The sequence below is a fragment of the Rhodococcus sp. IEGM 1302 genome (assembly GCF_030056935.1).
In the GTDB taxonomy this organism is placed as follows: Bacteria; Actinomycetota; Actinomycetes; order Mycobacteriales; family Mycobacteriaceae; genus Rhodococcus_F; species Rhodococcus_F qingshengii.
Window position 1 is genome coordinate 506,581 of record NZ_JASHKY010000001.1, and the last position, 21,484, is coordinate 528,064.

Here is a 21,484-nt window from a genome sequence, read left to right on the forward strand (position 1 = left end):
CTATTCACTGCCCTTGGAGGTTCCGGTAATGCCGATGACTGTCCGGCGCCTGGCGGCCACCACCTCGCTCGGCCTCACGATCGTTGCCGGTCACGACGACGTGGATCTGTCGATCAGCTGGGCGCACGCAATCGAATTGCAGGATCCGACCCGTTGGCTCGCCGGTGGAGAGCTTGTCATGACGACGGGGCTGCATCTACCGCGTTCGGCGACAAAGCAATACGAGTACGTCGAGCGCATCGCGCAGACCGGTGCGGTGGCACTGGCGTTCGACACCGGCACCGTGCACGAGAGGGTGCCGGACGCGATCATCAGGGCCGGCGACGAACTGGGTTTTGCCGTGCTTTCCGTCGCCAAGGAGACGCCGTTCATCGCCATTTCGCGGGCCGTGATCGACGAACTGACCGCCGACCAGATACGAACGGTGCAGGCGGTGGTCGACGCGCAGGAGAAGTTGGCGCGTGCCCTGCTCGACGGGGTGCCGGCTCTGATCACTGCCCTGGGTCGAGCCGTTCACGCAGCAGTCTGTGTTCTCGATCGGGACGGCGCGGTGCTGGCTCTGACGGAAGGTACGAGTTCGTCTCTGCCCGAACGCATCAGGGAGCGATCAGGTAAGGAGCGCAGCCGGATCGTGGTGGACGACGACGGTCACCTGGCCATTCACCGCCTTGCTGTGAGCGGCACGCTGGCCGTGGCGTCCGAGGCCGCCTTGGATCAGTCCGAGCGATTGTTGGTGGGCCACACGGTGTCGCTGTTGACCATCGAGCTTGCCAAGCCGTTGCGGGTTGTCGATGCCGAACAGCGGCTGAGGTTGGCCGTTACGACGATGGTGCGCCAGGCCGGCGGTGACGTCGACGAAAGTCTGTTGCGGTACTTCGGATTCGAATCCGAAACCACGGTGGTGGCAACCGCCTTGACCGATGTCGGACCTTTGCTTGCGGCCACCGACATCACTTCAGCGGCCCTGGAAGAAGAGTCGGTGCCGTACCTGTTGGCCCCGCTGACTGACGGAACCGGTGTGTGGTTCGTCGTGAAAAGTGAAGTTGCGGAGAAGGTCACGCGCAGTGTGTATGCGAGAGTACGGGAGAATTCACGCCGGAGTATCAACGGTGGAATCGGTGGCGTCCGGCCGATTAGCGGTGTTGCGGCCAGTCTGCGCGAGGCCGTCTCTGCTGCCAAAGTGGGGCAGGTCGAAGGACACACACTCGTTCCGTTCTCGGAACTCGGGACTTTCAGTCTCTTGTTGAGTGTGCAGTCGAGCGATGTTCTGCAGTCGATCGCGGCCAGCGGTCTCGGTGTGCTGGAAGGCTACGACGCCGAGAACGGTTCCCGTCTGGTGGACTCGATCGAAGCGTTCCTGCACCACAATGGTCAATGGGAATCCGCTGCAGCGCAATTGGGTGTTCACCGGCACACGCTGCGTAACCGCATGGACAAGGCTGCCGAGTTGATCGGGAGAGATCTCGATTCCGCCCACACCCGGTCCGAGTTGTGGATCGCACTCAAAGCTCGTGAACTGCTGCAGGCGGAATCGAATTCAGATCACGCTCGGCCGCCCCTGAGATAGACGGTGGTGGTGTGAGTGAAGAACTCTCGCGCCGCGTCGCCTTGTTCCTTGGGTCCGTATCCACTCCTCTTCGCGCCGCCGAAAGGTACGTGGGGATCAGCGCCCGCCGATTCCGAATTCACGTGCAGGATCCCCACGTCCAGATCGTCGATACCGGCCAGTGCACTGGTCAGGTCTTGCGTGAACAATGCTGCGGACAAACCGAATTCGCCCTCGTTCGCCAAGCGGAATGCGTCTGCGGTTGTTGCTGCCCGCTGCACCGCCAGTACCGGGCCGAAGAGTTCCTCGAACCACAGTTCGGTGCTCGACGGTAGTTCCAGCACTGTCGGTTGGACGTAGTAGCCCGACTGCGGCGCTTCGGCGGTGGCCACAACCCTGGCGCCGCCGTCGACGGCTCGATTGATCCCGTCGATGATCGACTGCTGCGCGTATGCGCTGACCACGGGACCTGTCGTGACGTCGGGATCGAGTGGATCTCCGACTCTCAGTTGCTTGACTTCAACGGTCAGCCTGGCCAGGAATTCCTCGGCGATGGATTCATGGAGCACCAGACGTGAAGTGGCCGTGCATTTCTGGCCGGTTGACCGGAATGCACCCAGCATGACCTGCTCGACCGCAAGCTCGAGATCTGCGTCGGCAAGTACGACGGCTGCGTTCTTTCCACCCATTTCCGCCTGTACCGGAACTCCGCGCGCCGCAGCAGATCCCGCGATCTTTCGGCCGACGCCGGTGGAACCGGTGAAGGTGACGGCGTCGAGGTCCGGGTGATCGACCAGCGCTTCACCGGCCGCGCTGTCGGCGAGGATCATGTTCAGGACTCCGTCGGGTAGGCCCGCTTCGGTCAGTGCCTGCGCGAGACGGAAGGCCAGAAGGGGCACCGCGGCAGCCGGTTTCCAGACGACGGTGTTTCCGTACACCAAGGCAGGCGCAATCTTCCATGCCGGGATCGCGATCGGGAAGTTGAACGGCGTGACGACGCCTACCACGCCGAGAGGTTTGCGAGTGACGAGAATCTGCTCGCTGCTACGTGGGGAGGAATACACCGTTCCGGTCTCGCGGTCGGCGGCGTTGCCGTAGTAACGCAGAATCTGCGCTGCGCGGCGCACCTCTCCGATACCCTCGGCCAGCGTTTTCCCTTCTTCGCGGGTGAGTTCTTCGCCCCAGGCCTCAGCGTTGGATTCGATGATTTCCGCTGCACGAGTGAGGTATGCGCCGCGTGCGGACATCGGCAGGCGGGCCCAGTCGTTCGCGGCGATGCGGGCGACGCGAACACCGGTCGCCATTTCGGAGGCACCGGCGCGGCCTCCGGTGGCGACAACCTCGTCGGGACGGGCCGGGTTGGTGTCCGTCAGTGTGCCGTCGCTGCCCGTGACCCAAGCTCCGCCGATCAAGCTGCGCACTGCGACGCTCATCGGACTGCGGCCACAGCGTCGCGAAGAATACCGAGTCCTTCGGTCAGCAACTCGTCGGAGATGCTCAGCGGTGGGAGGAAACGGACGACGTTTCCATAGGTGCCGGCGGTGAGCAGAAGGAGACCGTGCGCGTGGGCGTAGCTGACGATCTGGGCGACGGCCTCGCGATTCGGAGCCTTGTCCTCGTCGTGGACGAGTTCGATTGCAATCATGGCGCCGCGTCCACGAATGTCGCCGATTATGTCTGTGTCCGAAGCGATTTCGGACAAACCTGTGGTCAGAATGTCGCCGATGTCCTTGGCGCGGTCGAGGAGCCCTTCCATCTCGATCGTCTCGAAAACTGCCAGGGCGGCCTCGCAGGCAACGGGATTGCCGCTGTACGTACCGCCGATACCACCGGGATGCGCGGCGTCCATGACGTCGGCACGGCCGGTCACGGCGGCGAGTGGCATTCCGCCGGCGAGACCTTTTGCGGTTGTGATGATGTCGGGGACGAAGTCCTCACTCTCGCTGGCGAACCAGGATCCGGTTCGTGCGATACCGGTCTGGACCTCGTCCGCGACGACGAGAATGCCGCGCTCACGGCAGAATTCCGAGATTCGCTTCAGGAATCCCGGAGCGGGAACGATGAAACCGCCCTCACCCTGAATCGGTTCCACGACCACAGCGGCTACCGATTCGGCGCCGATCTGAGTGTCGATCGCAAGACGGAACTGGGCGAATGCTTCGTCGGCCGCGTTTTCGGGGCCGCTCGGCCAACGGTAGGGGTATGCCATCGGAACCCGGTAGACCTCTGGTGCGAACGGGCCGAATGTGGCCTTGTACGGCTGGTTCTTGGCTGTCATCGTCATGGTCATCAACGTGCGACCGTGGAATGCGTGGTCGAAGACGACAACTGCCGGGCGACCGGTGGCGGCACGTGCGTATTTCACGGCGTTCTCGAGCGCTTCGCTGCCGGTGTTGAACAGCGCTGTTCGCTTCTCGTGATCTCCCGGGGTCAGGCGGTTGAGCGCTTCGCAGACCTCGAGGTACCCCTCGTAGGGGTTTGCGAGGAAACACGTATGGGTGAACTGACCGAGCTGGCGCGTGGTGCGTTCGACCACGCGCGGCGCACTGTTTCCGACGGTGGTCACGGCGATGCCGCTGCCGAAGTCGATGAACGAGTTGTCGTCGACGTCGACGACAACTCCTCCGCCCGCTGCGGCAACGTAAATGCTGGATCCGCTGGTCAGCCCGGCCGGCAGTGCGGCGCTCCGGCGCTTTGCCAAAGCGCGCGAGTTGGGGCCGGGCACTTCGGTGACGAGGCGTCGAATCTGGGGAAGGGTCGGTCCACCGATACACGTTTCCGTGCCGTGCTCGAGAATGGTCATCGCAGTGCCTCCAGTCGTTTTCCGAACTGTAGGACGGCGATGAATAATCCGGACATGGCCGGATTGTCGAGTGGCTTCTATCTCATAGGACGCCGCGTCCAGCAGGTTGTCCAGCAGGTTACTGTGCGAAACTGCCGAGGAATCGTTGCAACAGTGGGTTGTACACCTCAGGGGCTTCCCAGAACGCTGCATGCCCCACACCGGGAATCACGTGATACGTGCCCTCCCAGAGATTCGCGAAGGTCAACGACGCGACATACGACGTGTTCACGAACGGGTCCTCGGCGCCGTCGATCACCGCGAGAGGCACAGACGCCGTTGCAACCAGAGCCTTCTGATCCGATTCGCGGCCGGCGCCGAATGCGTCGAACATGATCTTGCGAGCGCGTCCGTCCGTGCGTATCGCGGCGTCGAGGGCAGCCTGCTCGAAGGGAACGGCGGTCATTCGTGCGTAGAGTTCGGCTTCTTGCGCGGTGATGACCTCGGTGCCGCCGATGGACAATCCGTCGCCGGCATTGAAGGCGTCGCCGAGCGTCTCGGGATTTGCCGGCGGCGTACCGGTGATGACGATTCCGGTGAGCCCGGGGAATTTCGCGATCAACTCGAGAGCGATGTGTCCGCCGAGCGACCAGCCGACGACAACGGCTCTTTCGACGCCGAGTTCGGTCAGAACATCGACGATGGCGTCGGCGTAACCGTTCTGCGTGTATGCGGCTTCGGGATCGCTCGCGTCCTCGGAGTCGCCGTGGCCGAGTAGGTCCAGAGTGATCATGCGGTAGTCGCCGGCCCAGTCGGCGTCGACCTGATGACGGAAGATGGAGCGGCTGGCCGAGTTCCCGTGGATGAAGACAACCGGAAAACCGTCGGTGGCACTGTCGTCGACTGCCATGACGCCATGCCGGGTTTCGATCTTGGTGGTTGTCATCGGAATCCTCATCGTTCGAAGTGCACGGTCAGCGGGTATCCACGCTACCGGGCATATGCGGCATAGAGTTCACCCGTGGACTTCGCATTGCGCTCGTGCAGTTGGCACGGTCACGAGACCTACGCTCCGGACGAACCTGAGCTGCGGGATCGACTACATGTGGATACTGCGGTGGGTCAGGCGTGGCGGTGCCTACGTTGCGGCAACTTCGTCCCGGGAGCGCCCCGAGCATCGGGACCGGCGGACGCCGCCCCCGAGGTTCCGCGGGGGAGGCTGCTTCGCGACCGGTTGATCATGCGACTTCTCGCCACCGAGAGAATGTTCCGCGCTCTGGGTTTGGTTCTTCTGGCGATCGGTGTGTTCGAACTGAGATCGTCGAAGGGTCGCGCCGAGGACGCCTTCGAGAACGAATTGCCGTTGATCAGGCCACTTGCCCGTCAATTGGGCTGGAACATCGACGATTCCAAACTGGTCCATCACATCGAGCAGGCGTTTTCGTTGTCCGCTACGACGCTCACCTGGATCGCAGTCGGGCTGTTGGTCTACGCCGGCCTTCAAGTGATCGAGGCAGTCGGCCTGTGGATGGTCGAACGCTGGGGCGAGTACTTCGCGGTGGTGGCGACCAGCTTGTTCCTGCCCCTCGAAATCTACGAATTGACCGAGAAGATCACGTGGTTGAGGGCCGGGTTGCTGCTGGTGAACATCGCTGCCGTCGTATGGCTGATCTGGAGCAAGCGACTCTTCGGTGTCCGCGGCGGCGGCGCGGCGTATCACGCCGAACATTCGGAGGAGAGCTTGCTGACGGTGGAGAGGGCCGCGGTCAAGCAGGCTTCGTGAGACCAGCTTTCGACGCGGCAGCACCCGCCAGCGTTGCTGCACCGATCGTGATCATGGCGGCGAGGAGGATGGCTGCGGGTTCACCGTCGCCCATCACCCCCAATTGAGTGCCCACCGTAACTGCGGCAACCGGTACTCCCAGTTGTGCGGCGGACAGCACGCCGAGAGGGAGCGGGAGACCGAGGGCGCGTATCGCGGCGTGAACCACGAGAGTTGCTCCGCCCAAGACCAATCCGAGCCAGATGGCGGACGGATGGGTGACGAGGTCGCGCAGATTGATCGCCGCTCCCAACCAGACGAAGAAGAGGGGAGCGAAGAAGCCGTCGGTGATGGCGAAGAGCTGTTTGGCGAGGCGGCGGGGTTCACCGATCGCGGCAAGAACGAGCCCGAAGGCGAAGCCCGCGAGCATGATCGACACGTGAGTGCTCGACGCCAGCGCTGCCAGAGAAAAGAGGATCACCAGATTGATCCGGAGTTCGAGTGCAAACTTTCGTTTCTCCGAGAATTTGTGGAGCCTTCGCCAATGGCCGGACCGGTGGAAGGCTCGCAGTACGAAGAACAAGGCAACCGCACACGCCGCCACAGCCAGTGCGCCGACACCGGCACGAGGGGCATTGTCCGGATCGATCACCAAAGGCAGCGCAACAATGCAGACGGTGTCCGCGATCGCGACCTGGGCAGTCATCTGCAGAACCGAGGTTCCACCGAGCCCCAGCGAATCGACGATGGGGAGAATCAACGCCGCGGACGACGACGCGATCAGGACCGCGTACAGCGCGGCGTGACCGGTGCCGAATGCCGTCGCCGCACCGTAGCCGGCAACAACCGACAGAAGTCCGACGACAACCGAGCGAACGGCACCCTTGCCGATTGCCGCACGGACTGCCGGATCGCGGACCGGGACGTGTGAGCCGGCCACCATCATCGTGAGCGCGAATCCGATATCGGCCAGAAACGTGAAAGTCTGGTCCGAAGAGTCGAGCAGCCCGAAACCGGTGACACCGAAGACGACGCCCGCGGCAAGTTCGCCGACCACCACGGGGACATGCCAGCTGACGCGAGCGCCGAGCAGCGGGCCGAGAATGCCGGCCAGCGCGACGAGGGCAAGGATGCCGAAGGTCATCGACGACCTACGAGTTAACTGTCGAGGGTGCGATCTTCGCGGGGATGGCGGTGTTCTCGTCCACGTGGTAGCTCGCACAGACACGGTGGTAGCCGTCGGCGATCTGCGCCGGTACTCCGGCGCGGAAGTCTCCCTGCACCAGCAGGATCGGCGACAGCGCGATCCCCTTGCGGATCTTCAACAGGTCGGCAGCAACGTGTGGGTTGTCGACCGGAAGCAGAGGGAGCCCAGCAGCCCGCAGGATGTCTTTGGCCTTCTTCGAGACCAGCGTCGCCGTCTTGAGGGCGTACACGAGAGCTTGGACCTGAACCGGCGTCGCGCCCAACTGGAGGTAATCGCGGGCTGCCGGGTAGTCGTGCTCGTCCGGCAGGTCCTTCCAGAGAACGGCGGGAGCCTTCTCGGCTACCTTCGGCTCTGCTGTCTTGGGAGCCTTCGGCTGCGCTGCCTTCGACGCCTTCGGCTGGGCTGCCTTCGACGTTTTGCTCTTGACCATCTGTGCTGTTTCCTTCAGTGTCGGTCCGCGAGTGGAGCTGGTGCAGAAATCGTGCACTATCAGCGCCGCAGGCACCACATCGGAGCTGTTTGGCCCCCTAGGCGGCGGGTAATCAGCAGACTGCGGGGGAACGAGCAGGAGGCGAAGCAATGAAGCGGATTCTCGCAGTGCTCGCAGCGCTGATCCTGGCGGTGTTCGCACTGACCGCGTGCAGTGACAACAACGATTCGTCGGACAACGATTCGGCCGATCACGACGGCATGGGGATGACCAGTATGCCGATGACCAGCATGCCGACCAGTATGTCGATGCCGAGCATGCCTCTGGCTATGTCGACGCCGGGAGCGTCGTCGATGGGAATCGTGATCAGCGGTTTCGAATATTCGACGCCGGAGTCGGTGATGCCCGGACAGGTACTGACCATTCAGAACAACGACACCGTCGAGCACTCGGTCACGTCCGATACCGCGGGGTTGTTCAACGAGGACATCGAAGCGGGTGAGACGGAAACCATCACGGTGCCGAACGAGCCTGGAACGTACACGTTCCACTGCACCTACCACCCGAGCATGCACGGCACCTTGACGGTCAAGTAGAGCTCGGCTCGGTCTGGCGTGACTTTCGCGAGAAAACGTTGGCGGCACGCGCCGGATTGAGCTGGTGGAGAACAGATCCGGGTGTACGGTTTTCAGGTGCGCCGGAGAACAGCGATCAGTGTCGTCACGCTCGTGGTTTGCGCCCTCGGCTTTTCGCCGCCGGCGCTCGCGGATTCACCGAACGGCTCGTATTCGTCACAGCTGCTGTACTTCTCGGTCGATGTCGGGCCTGAACTCTCGACGCCGTGCACCGTCGTCGGTGAACTCTTTGTTCCCGATGGCGTCGACGCTGACAACCCAGCTCCCGCGATCCTGACCACCAACGGGTTCGGCGGTTCGTACAAGGACCAGATTCCTGCCCTGCAGAACTTCGCCGAGAACGGGTATGTCGGACTGACGTATTCGGGATTGGGTTTCGGCGGCACGAGTTGCAAGATCACACTCGACTCTCCCGCATACGACGGTATCGCCGCTTCCCAGTTGGTCAGCTTCCTCGGCGGCCAAGAAGGGATTGCCTTCACGGATCAGGCTCTGACGCAGCCCTATCCGGCGCTCACCACGGTCGTTCAGGACTCCGTCGATCACACCGGTGCACCGTCGACGAACGACCCGCGGGTCGGAATGACGGGTGGCTCTTACGGCGGCGGCATTCAATTCGCCGCCGCGAGTGTCGATCCCCGCATCGACACCATCATCCCCATGATCACCTGGAACGATCTCTCGTATTCTCTGGCGCCCAACAGCACCGGGACCATCTCCGGAGTGTCGACTGCGGAGCCGGGAGCAGCGAAGGTGCTCTTTGCATCGCTGCTCTTCGGCGCGGGCATCGCGAATCCCGGTGTGGACGGTTACATCGCAGATCCCGCACGGCTACCCGGCTGCCCGAACTACGTCCCTTACATGTGCAACGCGATCGCCGAGGCAGTGGTGACCGGCGATATCGGACCGCAAGTAGTGAGTGAGCTCCGAGCGTCGTCGGTCTCGTCGTTCGTCGACCGGATCAACATTCCGGTACTGCTTGCTCAGGGGCAACAGGACACCCTGTTCGATCTGAACGAGGCAACCGCGACTTACGACGCGCTGAAGGATCGTGGCGTCGATGCCAAGATGATCTGGCATTCGTGGGGGCACAGCCACTTGGCCGCTGCGCCGGGCGAGTTCAGCTTCTCCGCACCCGACGAGGATACCCAGTACGAGACCGGTCGCTTCATGGACTGGTTCGATCACTACCTCAAGGACGAGAACACGGAGACCGGCCCGGAATTCGCGTATTTCCGCAACTGGATCGACTACGAGGGAAACGCGGCACCGGCCTACGCGACGTCCGACACCGTCGATGTCGGGACCGCTCGCGCCTTCCATCTGTCCGCTGACGGGGGACTGCTACCGGACGGCACGCCGGTGATACCGGGTTCGAAGACGATCGTCACCGCACCGGCTGGGCTGCCGACGGGCGTAGAGCCACTCAATATCAATCCGGCCGGAAACATTCCGAATGCACAGATTCCGGGAACCGAGGCGCTCTGGACCACTGCGCCGATGACCGAGGCGATGGACGTGGTGGGAGCCCCCACTGTGACGCTGCGTGTTGCGGCGCCCGGACAGCCGGTGGTGTTCGCGAAACTCTACGACGTGGCTCCGGACGGAACTTCCTCGCTGATCAACGGACTCATCGCACCCATACGCATCAGTGATCCGTCGCAGCCGGTGCCGGTGACGATGCCGGCGATAGTGCATCGATTCGAGCCAGGGCATTCCGTGCGTCTCGCGATCACCGGTGGCGACATCAGTTTCCGTGGGGGACTGCAAGGTATGCCGGTGACGATCTTTGCCGACGGTTCCGGCCCCCTCGAACTTCCCGTCGTGGGCTGATACACCGTGGGCTGAATTTCAGCGGGTGATGGTTCGACTGTCGCCGCGGAACTCGGCCACGACGGCGTCGCCATTGCGAACGGCCACGTCGTAGATCCCACTTCGGCCGCCTCGAGCCTTCTCGGTGGCGACCGCGGTCAAGGTGTCGCCCAGACGGGTCGGACGCAGAAATCTGATGTCCGCGCGCACTGCAACGGCTGAATCCTCGTAGCCGTTGCAGGCGAGCGCAAACGCGGTGTCCGCGAGCAGGAAAACATAACCGCCGTGTGTGATTCCGTGACCGTTCACCATGGTTTCGCCCACGGTGACGGTCACGGTTGCGCTACCGGGCGCCAGCTCGGAAATCTCGATACCGAGTGCCTGCGATGCCTGGTCCGCGTCGAACATCTCTCTGGCGGTGATGCTTCCTGTACTCACGAGACAACTCCTGTGTGATCGGGAAATTGCAGGGGTCTAGAGGACCGAGACAACTTCCTGGACATACATGTCGACCGTGCCGGTGGCAAAGTTTGCGACATCTTTTCCAGCGGCGCCCATCTCCGGGGACTTCAGGCCGCTCTGCATAGTCTCGAGATCGGGAAACTCGAGGTTGGCGACGGCATAGAAGACTGGATCGGAGCCGTCCAGCGTCGAGCACTTGCTGAACGTGAAGTCCGAGAGCCCTGGCACTGCGCTGGCGAGCGGGACGTGGATCTCGTTGTAGTACTTGTCGAAAGCCTCCGGATCGGTGGGGCGTCCGTAACACACTGCTACTCGATAGGTCATGTGCTTTCAATTCCCTTCGGGGCGAGTCTTGGCTACCAGAGTCAGGACGTCGTATGTCGCGACCGGATCGTTGTCCTGGTTCGTCACCACGGCGTCCCAACGAACCTCACCGTAGTCGGCGCTGCTGCGAGGTGTGATGGTCTTGGCTGTGAGGGTGACCGTCAGGCTGTCTTCGGCTTTGACCGGAGTCAGGAACCTGAGGCTGTCCACGCCGAAGTTCGCGAGAACCGGGCCGGGAGCCGGGTCGACGAACAGGCCCGCAGCGAGTGAGACAACAAGATAGCCGTGCGCGACGATGCCGCCGAAGAGTGGATTCGCCGCAGCGGCCACCGGATCGGTGTGAGCGTAGAAGGTGTCACCGGTGAACTCTGCAAAATGATCGATGTCTGCGAGTGTGACCTGGCGCGGACCGCCGACAACAGTGTCACCGATCTTCAACTCGGCGAGACTCTTTCGGAATGGATGTTCGGATCCGGTCGTGCGCTGCGATCCGGTGAACCAGCGCTCGCCGACTGCGGTGAGGACGTCGGGTGTGCCCTGTACGGCGGTCCGCTGCATGTGGTGCAGAACTCCGCGGATGCCACCCAGCTCCTCACCGCCGCCGGCACGGCCGGGACCGCCGTGTACGAGGACTGGAAGGGGAGAGCCGTGGCCGGTGGATTCCTTGGCGTCGTCGCGGTTCAGCACGAGCACTCTGCCGTGAAAAGCTGCGAGACCCAGCACCAGTCGACGTGCGATGTCGGTGTCGGCAGTGACCACCGAGGCGACGAGGCTTCCCTCGCCACGGGCCGCGAGTTCGATCGCATGATCGATGCCGTCGTATCCGATGACGGTGCTGACGGGTCCGAAGGCCTCCAGTTCGTGTACCTCGTGCGCATTCTCTTCCGCCCGGAGAAGGACTGGGGAAAGGAAGGCTCCTGACTGGCCGTCGGCACCGACCACGTCGACGTTGTCCGGGTCTCCGAATACGATAGTTGCCGACTTCGTCAGACCGCGAATGGATTTCAAGACCTCGTCACGCTGTTCGATGCTGGCGAGAGCTCCCATAGTGACGCCATCAGCATCGGGGTGTCCCACGACCACTTTGTTCAGTCGCTCGGATGCGGCATCGACAACGGCGTCGACCAGCGAGAGCGGGACCAGGGCGCGCCGGATCGCCGTGCACTTCTGGCCCGCCTTGACCGTCATCTCGGTGACGAGTTGTTTGACGTACAAATCGAATTCGGGCGTTCCTGGTACGGCGTCCTCGCCGAGGATCGACGCGTTGAGTGAATCGGCTTCGGCATTGAAATGGACGCCCTTGCCGACGACGTTCGGGTGAGCACGCAGCGTTGCCGCGGTGTCGGCGGATCCGGTGAATGCCACTGAGTCCTGCCCGCCGAGGTGATCGAGGAGGCCGCGTGCACTACCGGAGAGCAGTTGGACGGAACCCTCTGGGAGCAAGCCTGACTCGATGATGCGCCGGAAGACGAGTTCGGTGAGATATGCCGTGGAACTGGCAGGTTTGACGATGGACGGCACCCCCGCGATGAATGCCGGTGCCAGCTTCTCCAGGAACCCCCACACCGGGAAATTGAAGGCGTTGATCTGCACGGCGACGCCGCGACGTGATGTATAGATGTGTTGCCCGAGGAAGGTTCCGCCCTTGCCGAGAGGCTCGACGTTTCCGTCCAGAAAGACTGTGCTGTCGGGCAATTCGCGCCGAGCCTTGCTCGCGTAGCTCAGCAGGGTCCCGAATCCGCCGTCGATGTCCACCCCGGAATCTCGCGTCGTCGCACCGGTGGCAGTGGAGAGTGTGTAGAACTCGGCTTTTCCTGCCATCAACGTGAGGGCGAGAGCCTTGAGCGCGCCGGCACGTTCGTGGAAGGTCATCGCGGACAGTGCAGGCCCGCCGACCTCGCGGGCGTACGTAACCATCTCGGCGAGGTCGATGCCGGTTGCGGAGATCCGGGCCACCTCCGATCCGTCCACTGCGCTCGGCAACGGGGTACCTGCGTCCGGTGCGGCGTACCACTGACCGGCCACATAGCTTTCCAACAGTCTGCTCACGACAACTCCATCTCACCGTACGTTCGGTCGGTAATTACGATCGCCCGGTAACGCCGCGTTGTCAAGGATTCGGCAGAACTGCCTGGAGTCAGGCCTTGCGAAGTCCGTCGAAAGTGACGGCGACGACCGCGTCGGCGATGTCGGAGACGGACTCACCCGCTCGGGGTTTGTACCACTCGATCAGTGAGTTGACGGTGCCGAACATCAGCTTGCTGGCGAGGGCTGGTTCGATGTCCGGGCGCAAGTCTCCCTCCGCTGCGGCGGACGCGACGAGACCTCCGACGAAGTTGTCGAATTCGCGTCGACGAGCTAGCGCGGCGCGCTCGACCGTCGTGTTGCCGCGGACGCGCAGGAGCAGGGTGACGTATGGAAGCTCTGCGACCAGCACCTCTACGCTGCGCCGGACCAGGTATTCGAGCCGGTCGATGTACGGACCGGTGGTGGCGCCCTCTTCGGTCGTGACCGCAAACAGGGCGTTGAGTGCACGCGAAAGGGCGAGTTCGAGAAGTTCTGACTTTCCGGACACATGGTGGTAGATCGAGGACTTCGTGATGCCGAGTTTCTTGGCGAGCACCTCCATGCTGGCGCCGTCGTAGCCCTTGTCGTTGAACACCTTCACGGCCACGGCCAGGAGCGAATCGAGGTCGTAGCCGGGACGTCCGGGGAGGCCGGTGCGTCGAGTGGGGCGTGCCGTAGTCATGTCCCCATCTTCTCAGTTCGGGCAAAGCTGTGCACCATCCTCGTTCTCACCCTTGCCAAACGACCGAATGTTCGGTTACTAATGGAGAAGAGCGAGAAGGAGCGAATGTGAACACCCTGCACGTGGACGAGCGCGAGGATCGCGTCGTGGTCACCCTCGACAGGCCCGCGCAACGCAATGCGATCAACGCGGAAATGATCGACGAACTGCATCAGGTTTGTGGACGCCTCGAACGGGATCCGAAGCTGCTCCTGCTTGCGGGGCGCGGCGACCACTTCGCAGGCGGCGCTGACATCGCGGAGCTCCGAGAGCGCGGACGAGAGGAAGCGTTCGCGGGTATCAACCGCACGCTGTTCGACCGAATCGGAAAGCTCCCGCTTCCCACCGTGGCCGCCGTGAGCGGCTACGCGCTCGGCGGTGGGGCAGAGTTGACCTACGCCTGCGACATTCGCATCGCGACAACGACGGCGGTCTTCGGGAATCCGGAGCCCAATCTCGGCATAATGGCAGCCGCCGGCGCCAGCTATCGATTGCCGAAGCTCGTCGGCGTCTCGATCGCGAAGCAGGTGCTCCTCGGTGCCAGGAACCTCGACGCCGAGCAGGCGCTACGAGCGGGCCTGGTTGTCGAGGTAACCGAACCGAACTGCCACGTCGACGCAGCGCATCGGCTGCTCGACCGCATTTCCCGACTGTCCCCGCTGGCACTGCGATTGACCAAGATCATCGTCGATGCGCCGGGATCGCATCCGTTTGCCGACGACATCGCCCAGGCCGTCCTGTTCGAGAGTTCGGACAAGCGCGATCGCATGACGGCCTTCCTGGAGAAGAAATCATGACTGAAGCAGTTGCACCGAAGACCGTCGGAGTCATCGGCGGTGGACGCATGGGTGCGGGTATCGCCCAGGTGTTCGCCAGTCTCGGCGGGGCGGTCACCATCGCGGAGAGTGGCGACACCGCGGCCGCGTTGCAGCGTGTTTCCGCCGGCCTCGACAGAGCTCACGAGCGAGGGAAACTCGACGACCAGGACCCCGCGACGGTGCTGGCGCGCGTGAGCACCGTGGACGCAGTGACCTCGTTGCCACCGTCGCTCGACCTGATCGTCGAGGCGGTCCCGGAAATTGCGGCCCTCAAGGTCGAGGTGCTCGCCGCTGCGGAAACCGTTGCCGGAGAAAGCACCGTGATCGCCAGCAACACCAGTTCCATGTCGATCGCCGAACTCGGCGCAGCGCTGACGGATCCGGGCCGGTTCATCGGTATGCACTTCTTCAATCCAGTCCCGGCGTCGCTGTTGGTCGAGATCGTCCGGGCGCCTCAGACCCGCCCCGAGGTTGTCGACTCGGTACGAGCATGGGTGTCGATGCTCGGCAAAGCCGAGGTGCTCGTCAACGACTCACCTGGTTTTGCAACCAGCCGGCTTGGTGTCGGTCTCGGGCTCGAAGCCATCCGCATGCTCGAAGAGGGTGTGGCGGACGCGGAATCGATCGACCGAGCAATGGAATTGGGGTATCGGCATCCGATGGGCCCGCTGCGTTCGACAGATCTGGTCGGGTTGGATGTGCGCCTGGCGATCGCCGAACACCTCGCGAGCACGCTCGGTGATCGATTTGCACCTCCAGCACTGCTGCGAGAGAAGGTGGCTCGCGGCGAGTTGGGGCGCAAGACGGGACAGGGTTTTCACACATGGAGCTGAACCGAACTGCCTGCGAAAGGAACATCGATGACTGACGTGATTCGCTTGGAGATCGAGCGAGGTTTGGCGACAATCACTCTCGACCGACCCAAGGCCGCCAATGCCGTCAACGGCGAAATGAAGTCTCAGCTGCTCGAAGCGTTGCTGCAGGTCCACGCGGACGCAGAGGTTCGAGCGGTGTTGATTCTCGCCGAAGGCAAGAACTTCTGCGTCGGTCAGGATCTGGGCGAGCACGCCGCAGCGTTGGATGCTGATCCGGCGCACGCGATGGATACCGTCGAGGCGCACTACAACCCCATCGTCACGGCGCTGTCGACGCTCTCTGTCCCGGTGGTGGTGGGTATCGGCGGAGCCTGCGTCGGGGCCGGGTTGGGAATCGCGTTGGCCGGAGACATCCGTGTCGTGGGGGCTCGCGCGAGCTTTGCGACGGCATTCACCGGCATCGGTCTGGCCAGTGACTCCGGGCTCAGTCATGCGCTCGTGCACGCGCTCGGACCTAGCCGCGCCAGTGGCCTGATGTTGCTCGGCGACAAGTTCGACGCGCAGAGTGCGCTGGAGTGGGGCTTGGTTCATCGCGTGGTGGCCGACGAGGACGTCGCAGCTGAGGCTCGGGTACTCGCGCGTCGGCTTGCCGACGGACCCACCGCGGCCTTCGCCCACGTGAAATCGCTGATCCGTGCCGTTGCTCCTGGGCTTTCCCGGACGCTGGCGGCCGAGGCGAACGCACAGGTGGAGCTGGGTTCCACGGCAGATCATCGAGGCGCAGTCACGGCTTTCCTGTCGAAGCAGAAGCCGGTTTTCGAGGGCCGCTGATTTCTGGTGCGGCGAAAGATTCTCTTGTGTGCTGGGACACCTCGGTGCATACTAGTTACCAACCGATCATTCGGTAATAAAAGGTAGGTACGATGACCAACGTGGAAGCTCCACAAGACCTGCAGAACCTGTTCGACGAGACGATCGCGGCAGACCAGCGCATCGAGCCTCGCGACTGGATGCCGGACGGCTACCGCAAGACTCTGATCCGTCAGGTTGCCCAGCATGCGCACTCCGAAATCATCGGAATGCAGCCCGAGGGAAACTGGCTCACCCGTGCGCCTTCGTTGCGACGCAAGGCGATCCTGATGGCGAAGGTCCAGGACGAAGCCGGGCACGGTCTGTATCTCTACTCCGCGGCCGAGACGCTCGGTGCCGATCGTGGCGATCTGACCACCAAACTGATCGAGGGAAAGCAGAAGTACTCCTCGATCTTCAACTACCCGACACTGACCTACGCCGACGTGGGTGTGATCGGCTGGCTGGTCGACGGAGCCGCTATCTGCAATCAGGTTCCGCTGTGCCGCAGCTCCTTCGGGCCGTATGCGCGCGCGATGATCCGTGTGTGCAAGGAGGAATCGTTCCATCAGCGGCAAGGCTTCGAGCTGTTGGCGACGATGATGCGCGGCACGGAAGCTCAACGGGCAATGGTGCAGGAAGCCGTCGACCGATGGTGGTGGCCCGCTCTGATGATGTTCGGACCGCCGGACGACGAATCGCCGAACACCGAGCAGTCGATGAAGTGGCGCATCAAGCGGCACACGAACGACGAACTGCGGCAACGATTCGTGGACATGTCGATACCGCAGGCCGAGATACTCGGTGTGACCTTCCCTGATCCCGACCTGCGCTGGAACCCCGAGCGTGGCGCACACGATTTCGGCGAGCCGGACTGGAGCGAATTCATGGACGTGGTCCGCGGCAACGGAGCGGCGAGCGTCGAGCGGATCACCAATCGGAAAGCCGCACACGACAACGGGGTCTGGGTTCGCGAGGCCGCGTACGCCTTTGCACAGCGCGAGAGACTCGCGCACGATCGCACGACTGGGGAAACATCATGAGCGAGAACGATCAGGTACAGCGCGATCAGGTGCGGGGCGAATGGCCTTTGTACGAGGTATTTCTGAGGGGAAAGCGCGGACTGAACCACGTGCATGTCGGATCCCTGCGCGCGGCAGACGATCAGATGGCCCTACGCCACGCGCGCGACGTCTACACCAGACGTAACGAAGGCGTGAGCATCTGGGTCGTGCCGTCAGCGAACATCGTGGCTTCGAGTCCGGCAGAAAAGGATCCGTTCTTCGCGCCGAGCGGCGACAAGGTCTACCGGCACCCGACTTTCTACGACATCCCGGACTCCGTTCCGCACATGTGAGAATCACTTCGACTTCGAGGACCAACAGATGAACGATCACGACAGTGCCTACGACGGCCTGGTCGACGGCGACGGCCACGGTCAGTGGGCGTTCGGAACCAGCTTCGACGACCCCCTCGCCGGAGTCGACACCACGGTGCCGGATGACGTCGATCTCGGTGCGCTGGCGCGCTACTGCCTCATGCTCGGCGACGACGCGCTCGTCAGTTCGCAGCGCCTCGCCGAATGGTCGACGCGGGCACCGGAACTCGAAGAAGAGGTAGCTCTCGCGAATGTCGGTCTGGATCTGATCGGACAGGCCAGGCTGCTGCTGGCTCGCGCGGCAGCAGCCGATTCCACTGTCGTTCCGTTCATCTCGGACACGTCGCCGGTGCCGGCTGAAGATGCGCTTGCCTTCTTTCGTGATCAGTTCGGTTTCCGCAACGTGAGACTGGTGGAGCTCGCCAACGGCGACTTCGCGCACACGGTCGTTCGGCTACTCGTGTTCTCGACCTGGCGGCTGGCGCTGTTCGATCGGCTCCGCACATCGCGGGACCCGGTCCTCGCGGCCGTGGCGAACAAGGGCGTCAAAGAACTGACCTACCACCGCGACTACGCGGCAAGATGGGTTGTCACGTTGGGCGCCGGCACGGCAGAATCCAAGCGTCGGACTGCCGCGGCCCTGCTCGAGATCTTCCCGTTCGTGGACGAACTCTTTGTTCCCACCCAGGACGAACTCGTTTTGGCAGAAGTTGGCGTCGGAGTGGATCCGCGTACTGTTCGGCCGGAGTTCGACGCTGTTCTTGCCCAGGTCCTCCATGCAGCCGAAATGGAAGAGCCCCCTTCGCGTTTCTCCGGTTTCGTCGGCGGCCGCGGCGGGCGTGCCGGACTGCACACCGGGGCACTGGGGCTACTTCTCGCCGAAATGCAGAGCGTCGCTCGGGAGCATCCGGAAGGGGTGTGGTGACCGTGACTGCCGCTACCGTCTCTTCCGCTACTGTCTCTTCGGCGCAGGAGATCGTCGCCTCGGTGATGGATCCGGAGATGCCACTGTTGACCTTGGCCGATCTCGGCGTCATCCGATCGGTCGACGTCGAAGCGAACTTGGTCTGTGTGACAATCACTCCCACCTATTCCGGGTGTCCGGCGATGGCGACGATGCGAGACGACATCGAGCACAAGCTGACCGACGCGGGGTACGGCAGCGTCCAGATCAAGACTCAACTGTCGCCGCCTTGGAGTTCGGATTGGATCAGCGAAGAGGGGCTCGCGAAACTTCGGACGGCCGGGTACTCGGTGCCGGGGGCCGCGCCGCGTCGCACCTCCGGCCCGATCGCCTTGACCTTGACGGCCAAGCCGCGCGACATCCTGTGCCCCCAGTGCGGTTCGGCAAACACCAGACTGAGTTCGGAATTCGGTGCGACCCTGTGCAAAGCGCTCTATCGCTGCCTCGACTGCCTCGAGCCGTTCGATCACGTGAAGGAGATCTGAACAGATGAGTACCGCAACGACGGACCGGAACAAACCATTTCACCCGTTGACGGTCGCCGGTGTCGAATCACTGTGCGACGACGCAGTTGCCGTCACCTTCGACGTGCCTGCCGATATCGCCGATCAATTCGACTTCGGCGCCGGGCAGTCACTGACACTGCGGCGGATGATCGACGGCGTCGAACACCGTCGCTCCTACTCGATTTGTGCACCGGTCGGGGCGTCTCCACGTGTGGGGGTTCGCGAAGTAGCAGACGGACTCTTCTCCTCCTGGTTGGTGCGAGACGTCAAGGCCGGGGATCGAATCGACGTCCTGGGCCCATCTGGCAATTTTGTCGCCGATCCGGCATTGGGTGGACGGCACGTTCTGATCGCGGCGGGCTCCGGAATCACGCCCATGTTGTCCATCGCTGCAACACTGCTGGTGAACCCCGAGGCCGATGTCACCCTGCTGTACGGGAACAGGCGCACCCGTTCGGTCATGTTCGCCGAAGAAATCGCCGACCTGAAGGACCGGTACGGTGCACGCCTGGACGTTATTCATGTCCTCTCTCGCGAGCCGCGCGAGGTCGAGTTGTTCTCGGGCCGTCTCGACGCCGACCGGTTGCGCGAGATCTTCACCTCTCTCGTTCCGTGCGACCAGGTCGACGGCTTCTGGTTGTGTGGTCCGTTCGGGATGGTCAACGACGCCCAGGAAGTACTGGCCGGCTTGGGAATTGCCAAGGATCGCATCCATCACGAGCTGTTCTACGTCGACGACGTCGCTCCGCCGGTTGCAGTGCATCGTGAGCGCGGAATTGTCGGACCGAGCAGCGAGGTGACTATTACTCTCGACGGTCGATCGACCACCGCGACACTTCCGCGAGACCAGTCGATTCTCGATGCAGCGGAACAGTACCGATCGGATCTGCCCTTCGCGTGCAAGGGCGGGGTCTGTGGAACGTGTCGCGCCAAGGTCACCTGCGGTGACGTCGAGATGCGCAGGAACTACGCACTCGAAGACTACGAAGTCGACGCGGGTTTCGTACTGACCTGCCAGACCTTCCCTGTCGGTGAACAGATAACAGTCGATTTCGACGCCTGACCGCCCGCACAGCGCCCTCACTGAGCCCACCGGAGACAATCATGACCGAACTCGCCACTGCTACATCGCAAGACATCGAATTTGCCAGTCGGGACCGCATTTCGACGCTCCAACTCGAGCGGATGCAATGGTCCCTGATGCACGCGTACACCAATGTTCCGCACTACCGCAAAGCTTTCGACGACGCCGGCGTCCACCCGAGCGACTTGAAGGATCTGAGCGATCTCGCGAAGTTTCCCTTCACCACCAAAGCGGATCTACGTGAGAACTATCCGTTCAAGATGTTTGCGGTGCCACAGGACCGGGTCTCGCGAATTCACGCGTCTTCGGGGACCACCGGTCGCCCGACGGTGGTGGGGTACACGAGCAACGACCTGAACAACTGGGCCGATCTCATCGCGCGCAGTCTCTCGGCCGGCGGCGTGCGGTCTTCGGACAAGGTTCACGTGGCTTACGGGTACGGTCTGTTCACCGGTGGGTTGGGAGCACACTACGGTGCGGAGCGCTTGGGCTGCACGGTCATTCCCATGTCCGGTGGCATGACCGAGCGGCAGATTCAACTGATCGAGGACTTCGAGCCCGACGCCATCATGGTGACTCCGTCGTACATGTTGACCATCGTGGATGCGATGATCAAGAAAGGCATCGATCCCTCGAAGACCTCACTGAGGGTGGGAGTTTTCGGAGCGGAGCCGTGGACCGAACAGATGCGTACCGAGCTGGAACAGCAACTCGACATGCATGCGGTCGACATCTACGGACTCTCCGAGATCATGGGCCCGGGTGTGGCAATGGAATGTGTGGAAACCAAAGACGGGCTCCATATCTGGGAAGACCACTTCTACCCGGAGATCATCGATCCGGTCACGGGCGAAGTGCTGCCGGACGGTGAAGAAGGTGAGCTGGTTTTCACCTCTCTCACCAAGGAAGCGCTGCCCATCATTCGCTACCGAACCAGGGACCTGACCCGTCTGTTGCCCGGTACGGCGCGCTCGATGCGTCGGATGCAGAAGGTCACCGGCCGGACCGACGACATGATCATCCTGCGTGGGGTCAATCTGTTCCCCACACAGATCGAAGAGCTGATCCTGACCGTCCCCGCCCTGGCACCCCAATTCCAGTGTGTGCTGGAGCGTCCGGGCCGGATGGATACTCTGACAGTGCGCGTCGAGGCTCGCCCTGACGCGGCAATTTCCGATCATGCGGCAGCGTCTTCGGCGTTGGAGAAGCTGGTGAAGAACAAGATCGGTGTCACGGTCGAGGTGAGCGTTCTCGAACCCGGCGGACTCGAACGCTCGATCGGCAAAGCGCGTCGTCTGATCGACCAACGTCCGAAGGACTGA

22 protein-coding genes are annotated in these 21,484 nt (G+C 62.8%); 13 read left to right on the plus strand and 9 right to left on the minus strand.

Going from position 1 to position 21,484, the window contains the following annotated elements:
* Positions 1-34 precede the first annotated feature (34 nt).
* Positions 35-1,567, plus strand: a complete 1,533-nt coding sequence (locus tag QM609_RS02335) for a PucR family transcriptional regulator (RefSeq protein ID WP_228232284.1) — start codon at positions 35-37, stop codon at positions 1,565-1,567.
* On the opposite strand, the gene QM609_RS02340 is transcribed toward QM609_RS02335, so the two are convergent.
* The 3 genes from QM609_RS02340 to QM609_RS02350 form a co-directional block, all read right to left on the minus strand.
* On the minus strand, positions 1,543-2,979 hold the full coding sequence (locus QM609_RS02340) for an aldehyde dehydrogenase family protein (RefSeq protein ID WP_076948622.1): 1,437 nt from the start codon (positions 2,977-2,979) through the stop codon (positions 1,543-1,545). The genes QM609_RS02335 and QM609_RS02340 overlap by 25 nt on opposite strands.
* On the minus strand, positions 2,976-4,349 hold the full coding sequence (gabT, locus tag QM609_RS02345; RefSeq protein WP_076948621.1) for a 4-aminobutyrate--2-oxoglutarate transaminase: 1,374 nt from the start codon (positions 4,347-4,349) through the stop codon (positions 2,976-2,978). The genes QM609_RS02340 and gabT overlap by 4 nt, the downstream gene beginning before the upstream one ends.
* 118 nt (positions 4,350-4,467) lie before the next feature.
* Complete coding sequence (locus QM609_RS02350; protein ID WP_003942939.1) at positions 4,468-5,274, minus strand: alpha/beta fold hydrolase; 807 nt, start codon at positions 5,272-5,274, stop codon at positions 4,468-4,470.
* Between the two features lie 75 nt (positions 5,275-5,349).
* Here QM609_RS02350 and QM609_RS02355 point away from each other — a divergent pair, with 75 nt between their 5' ends.
* On the plus strand, positions 5,350-6,111 hold the full coding sequence (locus tag QM609_RS02355) for a DUF2127 domain-containing protein (RefSeq protein ID WP_003943067.1): 762 nt from the start codon (positions 5,350-5,352) through the stop codon (positions 6,109-6,111).
* Here QM609_RS02355 and QM609_RS02360 read toward each other — a convergent pair.
* Together QM609_RS02360 and QM609_RS02365 are read right to left on the minus strand one after the other, a co-directional pair.
* Positions 6,095-7,234, minus strand: a complete 1,140-nt coding sequence (locus QM609_RS02360) for a cation:proton antiporter (RefSeq protein WP_030536077.1) — start codon at positions 7,232-7,234, stop codon at positions 6,095-6,097. The genes QM609_RS02355 and QM609_RS02360 overlap by 17 nt on opposite strands.
* A gap of 7 nt (positions 7,235-7,241) precedes the next feature.
* The gene (locus QM609_RS02365; protein ID WP_042446474.1) at positions 7,242-7,604 is read right to left on the minus strand and encodes a hypothetical protein; all 363 of its coding nucleotides are present in this window, start codon (positions 7,602-7,604) and stop codon (positions 7,242-7,244) included.
* A gap of 272 nt (positions 7,605-7,876) precedes the next feature.
* On the opposite strand from QM609_RS02365, the gene QM609_RS02370 reads away from it, so the two are divergent.
* Together QM609_RS02370 and QM609_RS02375 are read left to right on the plus strand one after the other, a co-directional pair.
* Entirely contained in the window at positions 7,877-8,323 is a 447-nt protein-coding gene (locus QM609_RS02370; protein WP_050656787.1) for a cupredoxin domain-containing protein, read from the plus strand.
* 81 nt (positions 8,324-8,404) lie between these two features.
* Positions 8,405-10,195, plus strand: a complete 1,791-nt coding sequence (locus QM609_RS02375; RefSeq protein ID WP_042446428.1) for a CocE/NonD family hydrolase — start codon at positions 8,405-8,407, stop codon at positions 10,193-10,195.
* 18 nt (positions 10,196-10,213) lie between these two features.
* Here the strand turns inward: QM609_RS02375 and paaI are convergent, their stop codons facing one another.
* The 4 genes from paaI to QM609_RS02395 form a co-directional block, all read right to left on the minus strand.
* Complete coding sequence (gene paaI, locus QM609_RS02380; RefSeq protein WP_050656786.1) at positions 10,214-10,582, minus strand: hydroxyphenylacetyl-CoA thioesterase PaaI; 369 nt, start codon at positions 10,580-10,582, stop codon at positions 10,214-10,216.
* Between the two features lie 66 nt (positions 10,583-10,648).
* Positions 10,649-10,960 carry an EthD family reductase gene (locus QM609_RS02385; RefSeq protein ID WP_007730606.1) on the minus strand — a complete coding sequence of 104 codons (312 nt, stop codon included), beginning with the start codon at positions 10,958-10,960 and terminating at the stop codon, positions 10,649-10,651.
* A gap of 6 nt (positions 10,961-10,966) precedes the next feature.
* A complete protein-coding gene (paaZ, locus tag QM609_RS02390) occupies positions 10,967-13,009 on the minus strand; it encodes a phenylacetic acid degradation bifunctional protein PaaZ (protein WP_030536074.1) in 2,043 nt (680 codons plus the stop codon).
* Between the two features lie 88 nt (positions 13,010-13,097).
* Positions 13,098-13,709 carry a TetR/AcrR family transcriptional regulator gene (locus tag QM609_RS02395; protein ID WP_007730612.1) on the minus strand — a complete coding sequence of 204 codons (612 nt, stop codon included), beginning with the start codon at positions 13,707-13,709 and terminating at the stop codon, positions 13,098-13,100.
* A gap of 107 nt (positions 13,710-13,816) precedes the next feature.
* On the opposite strand from QM609_RS02395, the gene QM609_RS02400 reads away from it, so the two are divergent.
* From QM609_RS02400 to paaK, 9 genes are all read left to right on the plus strand, one after another.
* A complete protein-coding gene (locus tag QM609_RS02400) occupies positions 13,817-14,545 on the plus strand; it encodes an enoyl-CoA hydratase/isomerase family protein (protein WP_007730615.1) in 729 nt (242 codons plus the stop codon).
* Positions 14,542-15,399: a 3-hydroxyacyl-CoA dehydrogenase family protein gene (locus QM609_RS02405; RefSeq protein ID WP_007730617.1), complete on the plus strand. Its 858-nt coding sequence runs from the start codon at positions 14,542-14,544 to the stop codon at positions 15,397-15,399. Before QM609_RS02400 ends, QM609_RS02405 begins: the two co-directional genes overlap by 4 nt.
* A gap of 27 nt (positions 15,400-15,426) precedes the next feature.
* Entirely contained in the window at positions 15,427-16,212 is a 786-nt protein-coding gene (locus QM609_RS02410; protein WP_050656785.1) for an enoyl-CoA hydratase-related protein, read from the plus strand.
* A 92-nt stretch (positions 16,213-16,304) separates the two neighbouring features.
* Entirely contained in the window at positions 16,305-17,273 is a 969-nt protein-coding gene (gene paaA, locus QM609_RS02415) for a 1,2-phenylacetyl-CoA epoxidase subunit PaaA (protein ID WP_050656784.1), read from the plus strand.
* Positions 17,270-17,587, plus strand: a complete 318-nt coding sequence (gene paaB / locus QM609_RS02420; RefSeq protein WP_007730622.1) for a 1,2-phenylacetyl-CoA epoxidase subunit PaaB — start codon at positions 17,270-17,272, stop codon at positions 17,585-17,587. Before paaA ends, paaB begins: the two co-directional genes overlap by 4 nt.
* A 28-nt stretch (positions 17,588-17,615) precedes the next feature.
* Positions 17,616-18,533 (plus strand): 1,2-phenylacetyl-CoA epoxidase subunit PaaC, encoded by a 918-nt coding sequence (gene paaC / locus QM609_RS02425; protein ID WP_029256501.1) that lies wholly within the window; start codon positions 17,616-17,618, stop codon positions 18,531-18,533.
* 65 nt (positions 18,534-18,598) lie between these two features.
* Positions 18,599-19,057 carry a 1,2-phenylacetyl-CoA epoxidase subunit PaaD gene (gene paaD, locus QM609_RS02430; RefSeq protein WP_047269445.1) on the plus strand — a complete coding sequence of 153 codons (459 nt, stop codon included), beginning with the start codon at positions 18,599-18,601 and terminating at the stop codon, positions 19,055-19,057.
* Positions 19,058-19,061: 4 nt separating this feature from the next.
* Positions 19,062-20,141 carry a 1,2-phenylacetyl-CoA epoxidase subunit PaaE gene (gene paaE / locus QM609_RS02435; protein WP_050656783.1) on the plus strand — a complete coding sequence of 360 codons (1,080 nt, stop codon included), beginning with the start codon at positions 19,062-19,064 and terminating at the stop codon, positions 20,139-20,141.
* 41 nt (positions 20,142-20,182) lie between these two features.
* Positions 20,183-21,484 carry a phenylacetate--CoA ligase PaaK gene (gene paaK / locus QM609_RS02440; RefSeq protein ID WP_050656782.1) on the plus strand — a complete coding sequence of 434 codons (1,302 nt, stop codon included), beginning with the start codon at positions 20,183-20,185 and terminating at the stop codon, positions 21,482-21,484.